Origin of the sequence: Sphingomonas sp. (assembly GCF_036731925.1) — a bacterium.
Taxonomy (GTDB): domain Bacteria; phylum Pseudomonadota; class Alphaproteobacteria; order Sphingomonadales; family Sphingomonadaceae; genus Sphingomonas.
The window spans coordinates 1,927,363-1,944,549 of sequence record NZ_DAINDJ010000001.1; the positions used below are offsets into that span (position 1 = coordinate 1,927,363).

8 protein-coding genes are annotated in these 17,187 nt (G+C 66.4%); 3 read left to right on the forward strand and 5 right to left on the reverse strand.

What is annotated here, in order from left to right; all coding sequences use genetic code 11:
* Nucleotides 1-233 precede the first annotated feature (233 nt).
* Together V7E00_RS09275 and V7E00_RS09280 are read left to right on the forward strand one after the other, a co-directional pair.
* Entirely contained in the window at nt 234-3,125 is a 2,892-nt protein-coding gene (locus V7E00_RS09275) for a TonB-dependent receptor domain-containing protein (RefSeq protein ID WP_333572326.1), read from the forward strand.
* A gap of 73 nt (nt 3,126-3,198) precedes the next feature.
* Nucleotides 3,199-4,743, forward strand: coding sequence for a glycoside hydrolase family 27 protein (locus tag V7E00_RS09280; RefSeq protein ID WP_333572327.1), 1,545 nt, complete (start codon nt 3,199-3,201; stop codon nt 4,741-4,743).
* 60 nt (nt 4,744-4,803) lie between these two features.
* On the opposite strand, the gene V7E00_RS09285 is transcribed toward V7E00_RS09280, so the two are convergent.
* From V7E00_RS09285 to V7E00_RS09305, 5 genes are all read right to left on the reverse strand, one after another.
* Nucleotides 4,804-6,384: a family 43 glycosylhydrolase gene (locus V7E00_RS09285; RefSeq protein WP_333572328.1), complete on the reverse strand. Its 1,581-nt coding sequence runs from the start codon at nt 6,382-6,384 to the stop codon at nt 4,804-4,806.
* Nucleotides 6,385-6,448: 64 nt separating this feature from the next.
* Complete coding sequence (locus tag V7E00_RS09290; RefSeq protein WP_333572329.1) at nt 6,449-9,184, reverse strand: TonB-dependent receptor; 2,736 nt, start codon at nt 9,182-9,184, stop codon at nt 6,449-6,451.
* Between the two features lie 286 nt (nt 9,185-9,470).
* Nucleotides 9,471-11,222 carry a DUF885 domain-containing protein gene (locus V7E00_RS09295; RefSeq protein ID WP_333572330.1) on the reverse strand — a complete coding sequence of 584 codons (1,752 nt, stop codon included), beginning with the start codon at nt 11,220-11,222 and terminating at the stop codon, nt 9,471-9,473.
* Nucleotides 11,219-12,262 carry an Ldh family oxidoreductase gene (locus V7E00_RS09300; protein WP_333572331.1) on the reverse strand — a complete coding sequence of 348 codons (1,044 nt, stop codon included), beginning with the start codon at nt 12,260-12,262 and terminating at the stop codon, nt 11,219-11,221. The genes V7E00_RS09295 and V7E00_RS09300 overlap by 4 nt, the downstream gene beginning before the upstream one ends.
* The gene (locus V7E00_RS09305; RefSeq protein WP_333572332.1) at nt 12,259-14,628 is read right to left on the reverse strand and encodes a glycoside hydrolase family 127 protein; all 2,370 of its coding nucleotides are present in this window, start codon (nt 14,626-14,628) and stop codon (nt 12,259-12,261) included. The genes V7E00_RS09300 and V7E00_RS09305 overlap by 4 nt, the downstream gene beginning before the upstream one ends.
* 190 nt (nt 14,629-14,818) lie before the next feature.
* Here V7E00_RS09305 and V7E00_RS09310 point away from each other — a divergent pair, with 190 nt between their 5' ends.
* Nucleotides 14,819-17,182, forward strand: a complete 2,364-nt coding sequence (locus tag V7E00_RS09310) for a S9 family peptidase (RefSeq protein ID WP_333572333.1) — start codon at nt 14,819-14,821, stop codon at nt 17,180-17,182.
* Nucleotides 17,183-17,187 lie beyond the last annotated feature (5 nt).

Sequence of the window (17,187 nt, forward strand, 5' to 3'; positions counted from 1 at the left end):
ATTCCCATCTGATTAGTAGGCAAAAAAGAAAAACTAAGTGGGCGCCGTGGGAAGTCTGCGGTGAAGCCTATGGCCGGCCAAGCCATGTCCCAGATGCGCCCCTCCAAATCGTATAATTTATTTGACGGAATGATGCTTCCCGTGTTGCATATGCGCGACTCAAAAAAAGGGGGGTGCGGATAATGCGCAATATTCTTTCGATTCGAGCAGAGGTGGCGTTGGGTGCTGTGGCCATGGCCCTGCTCTCTGCGAGCGCTCACGCGCAGCAGGCGAACACCGGCAGCGCAACGGCAGAGGCCGAAGCGTCCACCGAAATCACCGTCACCGGCACGCGCATTCGCCGCCCCGACCTCGAGAGCAACAGCCCGCTGACCAGCCTCGGCGAACAGGAAGTCCGCTATCAGGGCGCGGTAAATGCCGAAGCGATGCTCGCGCGGCTCCCCCAGTTCACCGCCGACGCCAATGAGAACGCCTCCAACGGCGCGGATGGCTCGGCGCAGATCAATCTGCGCAATCTCGGCTCCAACCGGGTGCTGACCCTGATCAACGGGCAGCGCATCCTTTCCTCGCAGGCAACCGACATCAACTTCGTGCCGACCGCGCTGATCGAGCGGGTCGACGTGGTCACCGGCGGCGCCTCGGCCGTCTATGGTTCCGATGCCATGTCGGGCGTGGTCAATTTCATCCTGCGCGACCATCTCGACGGCCTGCGTCTCGATGCGCAGACCAGCTTCGCCCAGCACACCAACGACAACGCCTATGTTCGGGGCCTGGTCACCGCCAGGGGCTATCAGCTGGCGCCGCGCAACGTGTTCGACGGCGGCAAGCAGGACGTGAACGGCGCGTTCGGCAAGAATTTCGCCGACGGCCGCGGCAACGTGACCATCTATGGCGGCTACCGCCATACCGCGCCGGTGCTGCAGGCGACGCGCGACTATTCCTCCTGCGCGCTCAACGCATCGGGGCCCAGCGCGCTTGTCTGCGGCGGGTCGAGCAACACCACCTACGGCACCTTCGCGCCGCTGGACGGCCCCAGCAAGGACCTGGGCTATCTCACCAACGCACGCGACGGCTCGAAAAGCTGGGTGCCGTATGTCGACAGCTACGCCTATAACTATTCACCGACCAACTACATCCAGCGCGCGGACGAGCGCTATACCGGCGGCGGCAGCGCGTCGTTCGAGATTGCACCCGCCGCCAAGCTGTACGGCAGCTTCATGTGGATGAAGGATCATACCTTCTCGCAGGTGGCGCCCTCGGCGCTGTTCCTCGGCACCACCTTCACCGTGCCGTGCAACAATCCGCTGATGAGCGCCGGCCAGCAGGCTGCGCTCTGCGGCCCTGCCGCGGGCACGGCAGCGACGATGGACACGCTCATCGGCTACCGATTGAACGGCGCCTATTCACGCCGCGACGACCTTCGCCACCAGGACTATCGCTACAATGGCGGGGTGAGGGGCGATATCGGCCACGGCTTCAGCTATGACGTGGGCTATCTGTACGCGCTGTCGCGCTACAACGAGACCTATCTCAACAACGTCGACAATGTGAAGGCGCAGCGTGCGCTGGACGTGGTGTCGGTGGCCGGCGTGCCGACCTGCCGTTCGAAGGTCGACGGCACCGATCCCACCTGCGTGCCGATCGACGTCTTCCGTGCCGACGGCATCAGCACCGATCAAGCACAATATCTGTTCAGCCCGTCGAACACCGCCGCGCGCAACACGCTGGAGGTCTTCTCCGGATCGCTGAGCGGCGATCTCGGTACCTTCGGTATCCAGAGCCCCTGGGCGAAGCGCGGCGCCGGTCTGGCACTCGGTCTGGAGCGTCGCCGCGAGACGCGAAACTTCACCGCCGACGCCGTCGCGAAGCAGGGCGGCACCGCCGATATCGACGGCTCGATCACCGTCAACGAAGCCTATGGCGAGCTTGAACTGCCGCTCGTCGCCGACGTCCCCTTCATCCACGACCTGACCGTGAATGGCGGCCTTCGCTATTCAGACTATACCAACCGCCAGGGGTCGACCGGCACCGAGTCCCACTACAAGGCCTGGACCTACAAGGGCGAGCTCACCTGGTCGCCGGTCGACGGCGCCCGCTTCCGCGCCAGCTACAATCGCGCGATCCGCGCTCCGAACATCGAAGAACTGTTCGGCGCGCGCGGCATCGGCAACGTATCGCTGACCGACCCGTGCGCCGGGGCCGCGCCGGATGCCCCCCTCTCCGCCTGCAAGCTGACCGGCGTGAGCGACGCGCAATATGGCCATATCATCCAATGCCCGGCGGACACCTGCTCGCAATCCTTTGGCGGCAACCCGGCGGTGAAGCCGGAAGTGGGCGACACCTACACCTTCGGCGTGGTGCTGACGCCGAAGCAACTGCGCGGCTTCTCGCTTTCGGTCGATTATTACCACATCAAGGTGAAGGGCTATATCAGCTCGATCGACCCCTCGCTCGTGGTCAGCCAGTGCACTACCACCGGCGATCCCTATTACTGCGGGCTGTTCCACCGCGACCAGCGGTCCGGCGCGCTGTTCGGCACGAACGGCTATGTCGTCGGCAGCACCCTCAACACCGGCTATCTGCTGACCTCCGGCATCGACATCGCCGCCGCCTATGCGACGCGGATCGGCAGCCTTGGCAAGCTCGACGCGAACGTCGTCGGCACCCGGCTGAAGGAGCAGACCAAGCAGCCGCAGCCGGGCCTGGGCAGCTATGACTGCAAAGGCTTTTACGGCTATAGCTGCGGCCAGCCGAACCCGACCTGGCGCCATGTCGCGCGGCTGACCTGGAGCGTGCCGGGCGACAAGGCGACGCTGTCGCTCGCATGGCGCCATTTTGCAGGAACCCGCCTCGCGACTTCCTCGTCGAACGAATTCCTCAAGAAAGCCGGCCCGATCAGCATCATCAACGCGCGGATCCCGGCCTATGACTATTTCGACCTCGCGACGACGGTGACGGTGGCGAAGCAGCTGCAGTTCCGCGCCGGCATCAACAACCTTACCGACAAGGCACCGCCGGCGATCGCCTCGGGCGTGCTCGCCAGCTTCGGCAACGGCAACACCTATCCGGGCGTGTACGATCCGATGGGCCGCACGATGTTCTTTGGCGCGACGCTCACCTTCTAACGACGCTATCCCTTGCCCCGGGGCCGGCCGCGCAAGCGCCGGCCCCACCCCTTTCCGACGTCCGGAGCTTCGCATGCGTTTGTCCCTTCTCGCCGCCCTGCTGGCCACGGCGGTATCGCCGCTGGCCCAGGGTGCTGCCCCCGCGCCCATGCAGACGGCGCCGGCTACCGTGCCGGACCGGCTCGCGCTGTTCTTCCCCGAAGCGCCCGATTATCCCGGTATCCGCCTGCTGACGTTCCAGCGCGTCGCCGACGGCAGCATCAGCGGCAGCCTGACGAGCGACTGGTACGGCACCATCCCGATGCAGAACCCGGTCGTGCAGGGGAACCGGATCGCCTTCGACACGCGCAACCTCAACGACAAGGATCGCCCTGTCCGTCACTGGACGATAACCGTATCGGCCGATGGCGGTGCGCTGCTCGACGGCGGCATCTGGCATGCGGACCTCCACCAGCAGGGCCGCCCGGCCACGGCTGCCGAGCTGGCCGCGCATCGCTTCGTCCCCGTGGCGCTGCCGCCGATGGGCAGCCTCGCGCCGGATGGACTGGCGAAGACGCCGCCGATGGGGTGGAGCAGCTGGAACAAGTTCGCCGAGAAGATCGACGACCAGACGGTGCGCGCGATCGCCGACGCAATGGTCGCCACCGGCCTGCGCGACGCCGGCTATCGCTACGTCAACATCGACGATGGCTGGCAGGGCACGCGCGGGGCCGACGGGCGGCTGCGCCCCAACGCCAAGTTCCCGGACATGAAGGCGCTGGCGGACTATGTCCACGCCCGCGGGTTGAAGCTGGGCATCTACTCCTCGCCGGGGCCCCGCACCTGCGCCGGTTTCGAGGGCAGCTATGGCCATGTCCGGCAGGATGCGCAGACCTTCGCCGAGTGGGGCGTGGACTATCTGAAATATGATCTCTGCTCGGGCGAATGGTTCTACGCCGATGCCGATACGGTGATGCGCAGCTACCATGAGATGGGTGCCGCACTGCGCGAAACCGGGCGGCCGATCCTCTATTCGCTGTGCGAATATGGCCGGTTCGACGTCGGCAGCTGGGGCCGCCGCGTGGGCGGCCACCTCTGGCGCACGACCGGCGACATCACCGACGACTATCCCACCATGGCCAGGATCGGCTTCGATCACAACGGCAAGCCCGGCGACGCCGGGCCCGGCGGCTGGAACGACCCGGACATTCTGGAGATCGGCAATGGCGGCATGGGCGAGGACGCCTATCGCACGCACCTCACGCTGTGGGCGATGTCCGCCGCGCCGCTGATGATGGGGCATGACGTGCGCCAGACCAGCCCCGCTGCGCTGGCCTTGCTGCGCAACCGTGCGCTGATCGCGCTCGACCAGGATCCGCGCGGCGTCCAGGGCGCTGCGATCCGGCGCGAGGGCAACCGCGAAGTGTGGCGCAAGCCGCTCGCCGATGGATCGGTGGCGCTGGCGCTGTTCAACCGCGGCGATGCGCCGACGGTCATCGCCTATGGCCCGGCCGATGCGGGCTGGCAGCACTTTCAGGCCGTGCGGGACCTCTGGACGGGCAAGGCCGTAGCGAAGGACCAGCGCGCGGTGACCGTCCCGGCACAGGGCGTGGTGCTGCTGAAGCTGCGGGGGCGCTGAGGCCTGGGAGGGGGCCGGGGCATCCGGCGGGCCGATCCCTTCGAATGCAGAGGCAGCTCCTTAGTCGCAGCGGGCGGACGCCGCCGGCGCAGGTGGGGTTTGCGGCGCGACGACCGACTTGGGCGACAGCACTTCCCATTCCTCGATTCCGAACGCCGCAAAGGTCTTGCCGTCAGTCGATGCGTCGAGCACCAGTCGGAGACACCGGGTGGTGACCGGCTTGAAGCGAAGCGCCACCGGCGCGTCCGTGGTAGCGGCAGGGACCACCGGCGCGGCGAGCCGACGCCAATTCCCACCCTCCCCCACTTCCAGATGCCAGCCGCGCGGCGGGGCCACGCCCTCGCCTGATCCGGCGGGGCGGTCGCCCCAGAATTTCACGCGCACGCCGCTGATCGTGACAGGCCGGTCCCAGCGATATTGCACCCAGCCCTGCGCCACATCGCCGCGCCCGTTCCAGGTGCCCCACATGTCGGGCGGCAAGGGGGCGGGATAGACCTTGCCGTCGTTCAGCGCGGCCAGCCGATATTGCAGTGGAATCGGCATGTTGAACGCGGTGGGGTGCGCGACGCGGGCAACGTTGGGCGTAGGCGTGCTGTCGGCCGGCGCGCGGGTCTGCACCACCTTGCGGATTGCGGCGGGCGAGACACTGTCATCCCACTCCACGCGGTCGACGGCGACGCTGCGGCGGAAATGGCCGCCCAGCTTCGCGTCGGCGGTGTGATAGGCCATCCACCACTGACCCTTGAACGGCACCATGCCCTGGTGCGACGTGGTCGAGGAGACGGGATCCAGGACTACGCCGCGATAGGTCCAGGGGCCGAGCGGCGTCGGCGCGGTGCCATAGGCCTGGCAGGCATGGTAGACCGCCTGGGTGCAAGGCGAACTGGGCCCGGCATGGTTGGCAGCATAGACCATGTACCAGGTGCCCTTGCGCTCGAAGAGCCACGGCGCCTCGAAGAAGCCGGTCAGCGTCGTCACCGTCACCGGCGCGCCCACCGTCTTCATGTCGGCACCCAGCCGCGCCCCGCGCAGCTGGCCGAACGTGCCCCAGTAGATATACGCCGCGCCGTCAGGCCCCACCGCCACGGTCGGGTCGATATTCTGGATGTTGTTTTCCACCGGCAGGCGCTGCGACAGGATCGGCCCTTCCGGGTGCCAGTCGCGCCAGGGGCCAAGCGGGCTGTCGGCAACCGCGACGCCGATGCCCATGCAGTCGCGATCCCTGCAGTCGCGCTGCTCGACGGGGGCGTAGAGATAGAAGCGCTTGTCTGCGCCCTGCACCATCTGCGCGGCCCAGGCGGCACTGTCGCTCGCCCAGGCGAAGAGCTGGTCGGGGCGCAGGAAATGCGGATGGAGCTTCCAGTTGCCTGATGCGGGATCCTTGCTCGTCAGCAGCGCCCATTCGTGCATCACGAAGCCGGCTTCGTCGCGCCGCGCCTCGTCCCGACCGGTGAGGATGTAGAAGGTGTCCCCCACCACCAGCGGCGCGGGATCGGCCGAATAGAGACTGCCGTCCGCGACGATCGGGTTCGCCTTCGCGTGCACGGCGATCGGTGCGGCAGCCCCCTGCTGCGCCTTCGCGGCCGGGGAGACGAGGGCGGCGGCGGTGAGCAGCCCGGCTTTGGTCGAGAAATGCAGCATCGCGGATCCTGAAAGCAAAAATTCCCGGGGAACGGCAAGGCCGCTCCCCGGGCAGTCGTGGGTCTCAGAAGCGGACGCGGGTGCTGAGCTGGATGGTCCGCGCCTGCTCGCGCACGCCCACCGGCAGCGACTGGAATGCGCCGAAATAGGAATAGGTGTTGTTCTTCAGCAGGTTCGTCGCCTCGAGGCTGAACGTGACGAACTTGAACGGCGTGACGTTCACCGCCGCGTCCAGCCGCGACGTCGCCTTGTTGTAGACCGAATAACCGGGATCCACATAGTTGATGTTGGTCTTGAAGCTCGACCGGTAATTATAGGCCACGCGCGCGCTGAGCACCGGCGTGTCGTAGATCAGCGCGATATTGCCGGTATATTTGGAGGTGTAGGGCGGCTGGAACACGCCGGGCACGTCCGGCACCTGATCGTCCGGATAGAGGTGCAGCTGGCCGACCGGGATATAGGTTCCGTTGGCATTAATGCCGAAATGCTTGGCGATACCGGGCAGGAAGTCGAAGAAGACGTTTACCTGTCCCTCAAGGCCGAAGATCTTGCCCGGTCCGGCGTTGCGTGGCTTCTCTACAGGATGAACACCACCTACTTCCGGCACATATTCATTGCTACGCGTGTTGTAGATAAACCCGGTCTGGTTCTTGAGGAAGGCACCAAGCGACACCATGCCGCTTTTGCCAAAATAGTATTCGAGCGACGCGTCGTAGTTGTTTTCCTGGGTCGCCTTCAGGTCCGGATTACCGGCATAGACCGGTCCGGTCGGACTGCTCACCGCATCCCGCAGCTCCTTGAAGTTGCGCATGTCGAAGAAGCTGGGGCGCTGCACATTGTGGGTGTAGGACAGTCGTAACTGCAGCTTGTTGGAGAAGTGCAGGATCGCCGTCGCACTGGGCAGCAGGTCGATATAGTTCGCCTTGCTAGGCACCTGCTTCATCACCAGCGTATAGCTGGGATCGATCTTGCCGTCCGCGCCGAGCAGCCAGTTATATTGCGTGCTGGCCGCCTCGCCCCAGGTGTTGACATAGCGCAGGCCGAGCGCACCATCGACCGGGAAGCCGACGTCGAAGCCGTAATTGGCCTCGCCATAGGCAGCAAAAGTTCGCTCGGTCTCGGCAAAGCCCTGGCCGGGATCGTTGCCGCCGGGCGCCGCAGTCGTCCAGTCGCGGCCCTGCAGGTCGGCGCCGCTGGTCAGCAGATACTGGCGCACCGCACCGAACCGGTCGAAATATTGCGCACTGTCGAAGTGATTCCAGGTCGGGACCTGCCCCGCACCGCGCGTGTCCGGCCGGGTGGTCGCCAGCCCGATGCCGAGCGCCGAGCCTACCGACTGGAGCGTCGGCGCGTTGGCGATGTTGAAGTAGAAGGCGTCGCGATAGCCGTAGACAAAGTTCATCGTGCGCTTGGTGAAGCGCGTGCCGAAGCGGAAGCTGCGCAGCGGCCCGGTGGTGCTGGCTTCGACGGTGAAATCCACCTTGCCGGCGAACAGGGTATCATGATTGTCGCCGTTCTGGTCATGCACCTGGAACAGCTTGTAGTTCGCGGCATTGGCGATATCCAGGCCCGGATAGCTCACGAACGGTCCGCCGCCGGGGATATTGGGCGAGTTGAAGTCGACGTTCACCGCCGTCGCGCCGTTCAGCCGATATTGCTGCTGGACGAAATAGTTGGTCGAATCGCTCCAGTTATACTGCGCGCCGAAGTCGATGCGCACGTGCCCGCCGTTCCAGTGCGTCTCGAAATTGGTGTTGTAGGTGTCGCTGTCGCGCTCGGTGTAGATCGAGAGCGGGCCGCCGTTCACGCCGTTTGCATTGTTAGACGTCAGCGATCGGATCGTGCCGTCGCTGTTGGTGACCACGTTGGAATAGGTGCCGCCGCGGTCGTTGGTGACGATCTTCAGATAATCCTGGTTCGCCGTTTCGCGCGCGCCGAGATAGGCGCCCTCCAGCACGAAATCGAGCTTGTCGCTGGCCCGCCACTGCCAGGCGGCGTTGAGCGAGGGCCGCTTGATCGCGCCGGATTCGACGCCGTAGGTCACCGCATAGGGGATGATCGTGCCCTGCAGCGCGGCGGGCAGGCTGCGTCCCGCCGTGGTGTCCGCCGGCACCGCATAGGGCGATTCCGCCGCGATGAAGTTCTCGTTGTAGTTGTTGCGCGTGTAGGACCCGTTGAGCAGCAGGCCCATCTCGCCGATCGGCGTATCGAACCGCTTGCCGACGAGCACGCTGGCATAGGGACTCTTGGTGTTGCCGATGTCCGAGAAGGTCTCGCGGAAGCTGCCGGCCAGCGTCCAGCCCTTGCGCAGGTCGAGCGGGCGCCGCAGTTCCACGTTCACCGTGCCCGCGATGCCGCCTTCGGGCTGGTCCACGCTGCGGGTCTTGTAGACTTCCACGGACTTGAGCAGTTCGGCCGGGATGTCCGACAGGCTCAGCGCGCGCGAGCCGGCCGAGCCGGCCTCGGTGCCGTTGATCGTGGTCTGCACGTCTCCAAGGCCGCGAATGGTGACGCTGGAGCCCTCGCCATGCGCACGGTCGATCTGCACGCCGGGCACGCGCGCCAGCGCTTCGGGCACATTGTTGTCGGGCAGCTTGCCCACATCCTCGGCCACCACCGAATCGACGATCTGCTTGGCCTTGCGCTTCCGGTTCCGCGCATCGGTGATGCTCCCGCGCACGCCGGTGATGACAACCTGGTCGTCCTTCCTGGACTGGACGCCTTCCTCTGCCCCGTCGCGATCTTGCGCCAACGCAGGCGATGCCAAGGCGACGAGCGGCACCGCCAGTACCAACGCCAAGCCACTAGCCCGACAATATAATCCGCACTTGCGCATTTCGATCGCCCCCAGAAGCGGCCTCAGGTCCATTCCCCCGGCCTTCCAGGACGTTCTTATATCGTATACCGTATGTGTCGCAAGTTTGTAATGCTCCGTCCAACAAACCTGCATCTTGGTTGCGCACGATCGCCTAGAGGGTGTAGCCAAGTTGCAACGGCCGCCTCGCCGGCCGTGCCCATGCAGAAACGGCAAGGACAGCTTTCCCTGCCCTTGCCGCCTGTGCTTCGCCTATTGCCGCAGCGCGCCATCATTCCTCGTCGGGATAAGGCCCCTTGCCGCCCTCGCGGATGAACTGGTCGGTGCGCTGGTCGATCACCGTCAGCGGCACCGATCCCAGCTGGAGCATCGCATCGTGCCAGGCGCGGATGTTGAACTTCGGCCCCAGCGCCTTTTCAGCCCGGGTGCGCGCGTCGAGAAAGGCCAGCTCGCCCATATAGTAGCTGAGCGCCTGGCCCGGCCAGGCGATGTAGCGATCGACCTCGGTCTCGATCTCGTGGTTGCTGAGCGCGGTGTTGTCGCGAAGGAAGGCCTGGGCCTGTTCTCGGGTCCAGCCCATCGCGTGGATGCCGGTATCCACCACCAGCCGCGCCGCGCGCCACATCTGGTAGCTGAGCATCCCGAACTGGTCATAGGGCGTGTCGTACATCCCCATCTCGACGCCCAGCTTTTCCGAATAGAGCGCCCAGCCCTCCCCATAGGCGGAAAGGTAGGTATCGCGGCGGAAGGGCGGCAGATCCTTGTTCTCGTTCGCCAGCGGCATCTGGAAGGCATGGCCGGGCGCGCTTTCGTGCAGCGTCAGCGCAGTCAGCTGGTAGAAGGGCCGCGACTTCAGGTCGTAGGTGTTGACCAGATAGACGCCCGGGCCGCCGCGGCCGCCGGTGTAGAAGGGCGCGAGATCGTCCGGCACCGGCACGACGGCGAAGCGCCGGCGCGGCAGCCGGCCGAAATACTGCCCCGCCTTCCCGTCGAACTGCTTGGCCGCCCAGGCGGCGTGGTACAGCAGCTCCTGCGGGGTCTTGGCGTAGAATTGCGGATCGGTGCGCAGGAAGTTGAGGAAGGCGGGGAGATCGCCCTTGAACTTGGCCTCGGCCATCACCTGCAGCATCTCGGCACGGATCTTCGCCACTTCGCGCACGCCCACGGCGTGGACCTGCTCTGCGGTCATGTCGCGCGTCACATATTCGCGGATCTTCGACTGGTAATAGGCCTTGCCGTCGGGCAACTCGATCGCCGCCAGCGCGGTGCGCGCGCCGGGGATATAATCCTTGCGCAGGAAATCGAGCAGCTTGCGATGCGCCGGGACCACGGCCTCGCGGATCGCCGCCGCTCCCTCGCGGCGCAGCTCCGCCTGCACCGCGGCCGGAATAGAACCGGGAAACTTCTTGAACGGCGTGTAGAACAGGTTTTCCTCGAGCGGCGCGTCCACCACCTGCGCCACGCCGATGTCGCGGCCGGTGAGCGTCACCTTGGGCGGCGTGAAGCCGCGGGCGAGGCCGGCGCGCATATTGGCGATGTTCTGGTCGAAATAGCGGGGCACGTCGCGCAGGGTCTTGATATAGGCGCGGTACTGGTCTTCGCGGACAAAGGCGTCGCGGCCCGAACCGGCAATATCGCTCCAGAAGCTGGTGTCGGCGGTGAGCGGCTTCTCATAATCGCGATAGCGCTGTTCGGCGAGCAGCGCGTCGATCTGGCCCTTGTAGACGAGATAGTCGATCCGCCCCCTGGGCGTGAGCTTTGCCGGATCGATCGCTGCAAGCTGGCGCGACACCGCCGTCCAGCGCGCCAGCCGCGCGGCCTGTGCCGCCGGGCCGACATCGGGCAGCCCGCCCTGGGCGGCCGGGTTGTCCTCGCCCGGCCCCTGCTGGGTGGTGCGCCATGCATATTCCACGTCGATGATCGCCTTGAGCTTCGCATCGGCGCTGATCGGACGGGCCGGCTTCGGCGCGGGTGCGGCGGCGGTGGCGAGCAGGGCGGCGGAGAGGAGGAGGATCGGTTTCATGCGGTAAGGCTCGCTTCCAGCGCCAGGATATCGGCATAGAGGGTTTCGGGGATGCGCACGCCCGCGACAAGGCTGCGGACACGCGCGGCATAGCGGCGGGAGGAGGGCAGCCGCGCGCCCTGTGCCTCGATCGCGGCGAACATCGCTTCGGCCCCAGCAAGGTGCTCGGCGACCATGTCGCCCAGAAAACCCGCGGGATCGATGGCAACGATCAGTTCGCCGCCCAGCGGCGATGCCCCCGCCCCGCCATCGACTGCAATCGATTCGGCGCTGGTGCGGTCGCCGATCAGCGGCCCGGCCACCAGCTCAACCATTGCCGCCAGCGCCGAACCCTTGTGCCCGCCAAAGGTGCGCATCGCGCCCTCCAGGATAGCGGCCGGATCGGTGGTCGGTCGCCCCTCGGCATCGATGCCCCAGTCGTCCGGCACAGGACGGCCGGCGCGGCGATGCAGTTCAATCTCGCCGCGCGCGACCATGCTGGTGGCGAAATCGAAGACGAAGGGCCGGTTCGGCGCGGGGCGCGGCCAGCCGAAGGCGATCGGATTGGTGCCGAATACCGGCCGGGTGCCCCCGGCGGGCGCCACCCAGGCATGGCTGGGCGTGAAGGCCAGCGCCACCAGCCCTTCTTCGGCCAGCGCCTCCACTTCGGGCCAGAGCGCGGCGAAGTGTACGACGTTATTCAGCGCCAGCGCGGCGATGCCGCATGTCTGCGCCTTGGCGATCAGCGCCGGCTTGCCCGTTTCGAACGCAAGCTGCGCAAAGCCGCCGCCGCCGTCCACCTTGGCCAGCGCCTGAGCAGGTTCGGTGAGCACCGGCACGGCATCGCGCACCACCTTTCCCTTGGCGATCGTGTTTGCGGCGACGAGCAGCCGGTAGATGCCGTGCGAGGCGCAACCGTCCCGCTCGCCAGCCACCATCGTCTCGGCAACCGCATCGGCATGATCGCCGGCGAGCCCGGCGGCGCGGAGCACCCGCCGGGCGAGTGTGCCCACCTCGTCCAGCGTCAGCGCGACGCCCTGCTGCCCGACGCCTTCGCTCACGGCTTGGCGGTGAACAGCACAACGCCGAACACCGGCCCAGCAGTGTTACGGTCATGCGGCACGAAGCGAACGCGAACGCTCTTCTTACCCTTGGTGAGCGCCTCCGGCAGCGCATATTCCACATCGAAAAATTTGCCGGGCCGGTCATTCTCGCTCAGATGCTGGGTAGCGACCCTCACCCCGTCGACGAGGATGTCGAAGTCCCGCTCGCGCTCGCCGCCCCAATAGGTCGCCTGCAACACCAGCGGCCCTTCGCGCGTCTTGAGCGTGAACTCGAACCAGCCGCCCGAGCGCGCGTCGCGCCCCTGCCGCCCGCGATAGGACACGGGGTAGGAGATCGCGGATTGCAGATCGTGGTCGCGCTCCGGCTGCATCTCGCCCAGATGCATCACATCCACCGAACGCGCGGCAACGTCCTTCAACCGTGCCTGGTCGGCCAGGAAGGTAGCCTCTTCGGTCTTCCACTGCCCTTCGGTGAAGCGCTTGAAGTAGACGGCACTGCGCCGCTCATATTGCCGGTAGAAGGGGACGAAGCGCATGTCGCCGGGGCGGACCACGCCCTTGGTCGCATAGACCGCGGGCGCCGCGGTGGGCGCAAAGGCCGCAAGCAGGTCCTGCCCGACCAACGCCGGATCGGCGCCGTTCCAGGGCTCTGGCGCATTCGGGCCCATGTCGGCTGCCAGCACCATCGGGCCGCGCAGCACCGCGACGACGCTGTCGTCACCCGGCGTCGCTTCCAGCCGAAGTGCCATGGGCAGCGTGATGGCCACGGCGTCACCGGCCTTCCAGCTGCGCGTGACGATCGCATAGCCGCGGTCGAAGGCCGCGCCCGCCGGCTTGCCGTTCACCGTCACGATCGCCTTGCCCGCCGCCCAGCCGGGCACGCGCAGCGCCAGCGGGAAGCGGCCAGGCTTGGCCAGGCTCGTCAGCGTCAGCGTGGCCGTGCCTTCGAACGGATAAGCGGTCTCGAGCACCAGCTTCGCACCGCGCGGCTTCCAGCTGATTTCCGCCGGAATGTAGAGATTGACGAGGAAGGCCCCGTCGCCTTCCCAGAACGCCGCCTCGCCATGCTTTGCGTGGCTTTCCATGCCCGACCCCACACAGCACCAGAAGGCATCGTCGTCCGTCGTGGAATAGCCGCGCTCGGCGCCGCTCATCAGCGGAGTCATGTAGGTGAAGCCGCCGGTCTTCGGGTTCTGCGCCGCCATCACATGGTTCAGGTGCGCGCGCTCGTAATAGTCGAACAGCGCGCCGTCCGGCTGCCAGGCGAACAGGTGGCTGGTCAGCTTGAGCATGTTGTAGGTGTTGCAATGCTCGCACGTCTGGTCGGTGATGTGCTGGGCGATGCTGTCCGGCGCCGTGAAATATTCGCGATCGGCATTGCCGCCGATCACGAAGCTGTGGTGCTGCGTCACCCGCTCCCAGAAAAAGCGGGCGGCGGTCGCATCGGCGGGGTCGCCGGTCAGTTCGTGGATGCGCGCCAGCCCGATCAGCTTCGGCACCTGGGTGTTGGCGTGGAAATTGGCGAGCTTGTCCTCGCGCGCCTTCAGCGGATCGAGCACGCGGTTGTCGTACAGCCGCTTGGCGACCACCATCCAGCGCGCATCGCGGGTACGGGCATACAGCTCCGCGTAGCTTTCATTGAGGCCGCCATATTCGCAGCCGAGCATCTGCTGCATCTGCGCATCGTCCAGCGCGGCAAACACCTTCTCGAAATAGGCGGCGAGCCCCAGCGTCACCTGCAGCGCCTGCGCATTGCCCCAGCCGGCATGGACGTCGAGCAGCCCGGCGAACAGCTTGTGCACCGTGTACAGCGGCGACCAGGAACCGTTGAGATCGAAGCCGCCCGACTTGATCTCGCCGCGCATGATCTCCGGGAAGATCGCCTCGCCGTCGACGATCTTGCCGTCCGCCGCCTTGCGGCCCAGTGCGCCGACATAGCCGGTGCCGCGCTTCGCCTGCGCCTCGGCCAGCTCGGCGACGATATAGTCGGCGCGGCGGCGCATCTCGGCGTCGCCCGTCTGCTGCCAGGTCAGCACCAGGCCGGACAGATAGTGGCCAAGCGTGTGACCGGCGATCGTGTCGCTCTCCCACCCGCCATACAGCGCGCCCTTGGGCTCCAGCCCGGCATATCCGCGGAAGTTGTGGAGCAGGCGATCCGGATCAAGGCGCAGCAGGTAGCGATGGTTGACCTGCATCGCGGTTGCATAGTCCGAGGGGCGCAACCGGATCGCGGTGAGCGGCAGCGGCTCGGGCTTTCGCGGCAACGCACCCGCATCTGCCGCCCGCGCCAAGGTCGGTGCGGCGCCTGCCGCCAACAATACGCTGCCGGCGCTTGCCAGAATTTCCCGACGTGTACGACGCATGATGTTCCCCTCGAGCAATCGTATACGATCTACGAAGGCTCTGCCCACCGGTCAAGCGACCAATGCGACTACCAGGATCATTATATACCGTATAATATTCTTGACGCTCCGCGATCCGCATGGTCTATCGGCGACGCAAGGGGGATTGCACATGCTTGTATCGTACGGGACCGGCAGCACCAGAGGGCGCATGCGGAAAGTGCGCGCCCTGCGCCTCGGCATGGCGGCCGCGGCGCTGGTGGTGCCGCTCCCCGCAACCGCACAGACGAGCACGGCGTCAGCCGGCACCGCGCCGGTCGACACCATCGAGGCGCGCTATGCGGTGGCGGATCGGTATCTTGGCGACGGGCTGGCAAAGCTGATCGTCGATCGCAATCTGCGTGCTACCTTCACCACTAACGGCGCAGGCATTGTCTATCGCCATGGCCGCGAGGGCGAGCGGACCGTGGCCTATTTCGATGCCGCCACTGCCCAGTCCCAGTCCATCGCGCCGGAAGCCGCCATCGCGGCGGCGCTTGCAAAGGTGACGGGCAAGCCGCTCAAGCCCGCCGCACTGCCGATCGAAGATCCGAAGATCGAAGGCGCCGCCCTAACCTTCAGTGCGTTCGGCAAACGCTGGACCTGGTCCGCCGAGGGCGCCCTGGCCCCTGCCGAGAAAGGCGCGGCGGACGGCGAGGAAGCCCTTTCGCCGGACGGCCGCTTTCGAATCATCGCCCGTGATTTCAACCTGTACGCGGTGGAAGTGCGCACCGGCCGCGAAGTCGCGCTGACCGAGGACGGCACCCGCGACCAGCCCTATGGCCGCGGCATTCCCCAGCTTGCCGACATCCTGGCGCAAGGGACCGAGGATCCGACCATGCCGGTCTCGATCCGCTGGTCGCCGGACAGCAAGCGCATCCTCACCTGGCGGCTCGACACGCGCGACGTGATCCGGCTGGGCATCGTCCAGGCGACCCCGCCCGGCAGCATCTATCCGCGCACCTTCCGCTATATCTACCCCCTTGCCGGCGCGGAGAAGCTGCCCCAGGCGACCCGCTATGTCGTCGACGTCGAGGAGGCGCTGCGCCGTCGCAAGGCGCGCCCGGTGAAGCTGGACATCCCGAGCGAATCCATCCTCTACCCCGCCGATCCGGACCTCAACTGGGTAAACGGCAAGGTGCGCGCGCAGTGGACCGAGCGCGGTTACAAGCAGCTTGCCGTCTACCACGCCGATCCGGAGACCGGTGCTGCCACCGTCGTGGCGCGTGAGGCGCTGACGCCAAACGTCTCTGTCGTTTCCAGCTTCCTCCAGCCCGCACCCGAACTCGGCGGCGAACTCTCAGTCTCGGAGCGGAGCGGCTGGGCGCAGCTCTATCTGGTCCGCCCCGATGCACCCGAAGGCGGCATTCCGCTGACGCGCGGCGACTGGGAGGTGATCGGCATCCAGCATGTCGATGCCGCGGCAGGCGCGATTCTGGTGACCGGCGTCGGCCGCGAGAAGGATCGCAACCCCTATTACACCGCGCTTTACCGGATCGGCACGCACGGCGAGCAGCCGGTGCTGCTGACGCCCGAGCCGATGAACCACGACGTCCAGGTCTCGCCGGACGGCAAGATCTTCCTTGATGCCATGTCGACTCCCGCCCAGCCGACGCGCACGGTGGTTCGCAGCACGCTTGACGGGCGCATCCTCACCGAGCTGGGCCGCGCCGATCCTGCCGCGCTGCTCGCCACGGGCTATCGCATGCCGGAGCCGTTCCAGGGCGTGGCGGCGGACGGCAAAACGCCGATCTACGGCATGGTTTATCGGCCCGCATCGTTCGATCCCAACCGCCGCTACCCGGTGATCGACAATGTCTATACCGGCCCCACCACCACCCAGGTGCCGGAATGCTGGAACGTCGCGGTCGGTTCGGCCGGCTCCAGCGTCGCCCAGCTCGGCGCGATCGTGGTGATGATCGACGGGCGCGGCACCTCGCGCCGGGGCCGTGATTTCCGCATGCACGCCTATCAGAATCTCGGCGAGATCGGGCTGGACGATCATATCGCGCTAATCCGCCAGATGGCCGAACGCTATCCGCAGTTCGATCTCGCGCGCGTCGGCGTGTTCGGCGGTTCGGCCGGCGGCTATGATGCAGCGCGGTTCGTCATCCGCCGGCCGGGCTTCTTCAAGGTGGGTGTGGCGTCGTCGGGCAACCATGATCTGCGGCTCGACAAGGCCTGGTGGCCCGAAGTGACGATGGGTCCGGCGAGCCCCGATGACTGGGCACGCAACTCGAACATGGTCGCTGCGCCGAACCTCGGCTCGAAGCTGCTGCTGATCCATGGCGACATCGACGACAATGTGCCGATCACCGAAAGCTTCCAGCTCGCCACCGCGCTGATCTGGGCCGGCCGCGACGTCGACATGGTGGTGCTGCCCAACACCACCCACGCGGTCTACCAGCCCTTCTTCTGGCGCAAGTTCCGCGACTATTTCGTCCGCAATCTGCTCGGCGAGGCGCCGCCTGCCGACGTGAGCTTCGCTACGCCCGCCTGGCACGAAGAGCTGCCGGTACTGCGCCCCGAACAATGAGGTCC

Coding starts and splice junctions, on each gene's coding strand:
- V7E00_RS09285 (WP_333572328.1), bottom strand. CDS start 6,384: ATGCTGCATTTCTCGACCAAAGCCGGGCTGCTCACCGCCGCCGCCCTC.
- V7E00_RS09275 (WP_333572326.1), top strand. CDS start 234: ATGGCCCTGCTCTCTGCGAGCGCTCACGCGCAGCAGGCGAACACCGGC.
- V7E00_RS09310 (WP_333572333.1), top strand. CDS start 14,819: ATGCGGAAAGTGCGCGCCCTGCGCCTCGGCATGGCGGCCGCGGCGCTG.
- V7E00_RS09280 (WP_333572327.1), top strand. CDS start 3,199: ATGCGTTTGTCCCTTCTCGCCGCCCTGCTGGCCACGGCGGTATCGCCG.
- V7E00_RS09305 (WP_333572332.1), bottom strand. CDS start 14,628: ATGCGTCGTACACGTCGGGAAATTCTGGCAAGCGCCGGCAGCGTATTG.
- V7E00_RS09295 (WP_333572330.1), bottom strand. CDS start 11,222: ATGAAACCGATCCTCCTCCTCTCCGCCGCCCTGCTCGCCACCGCCGCC.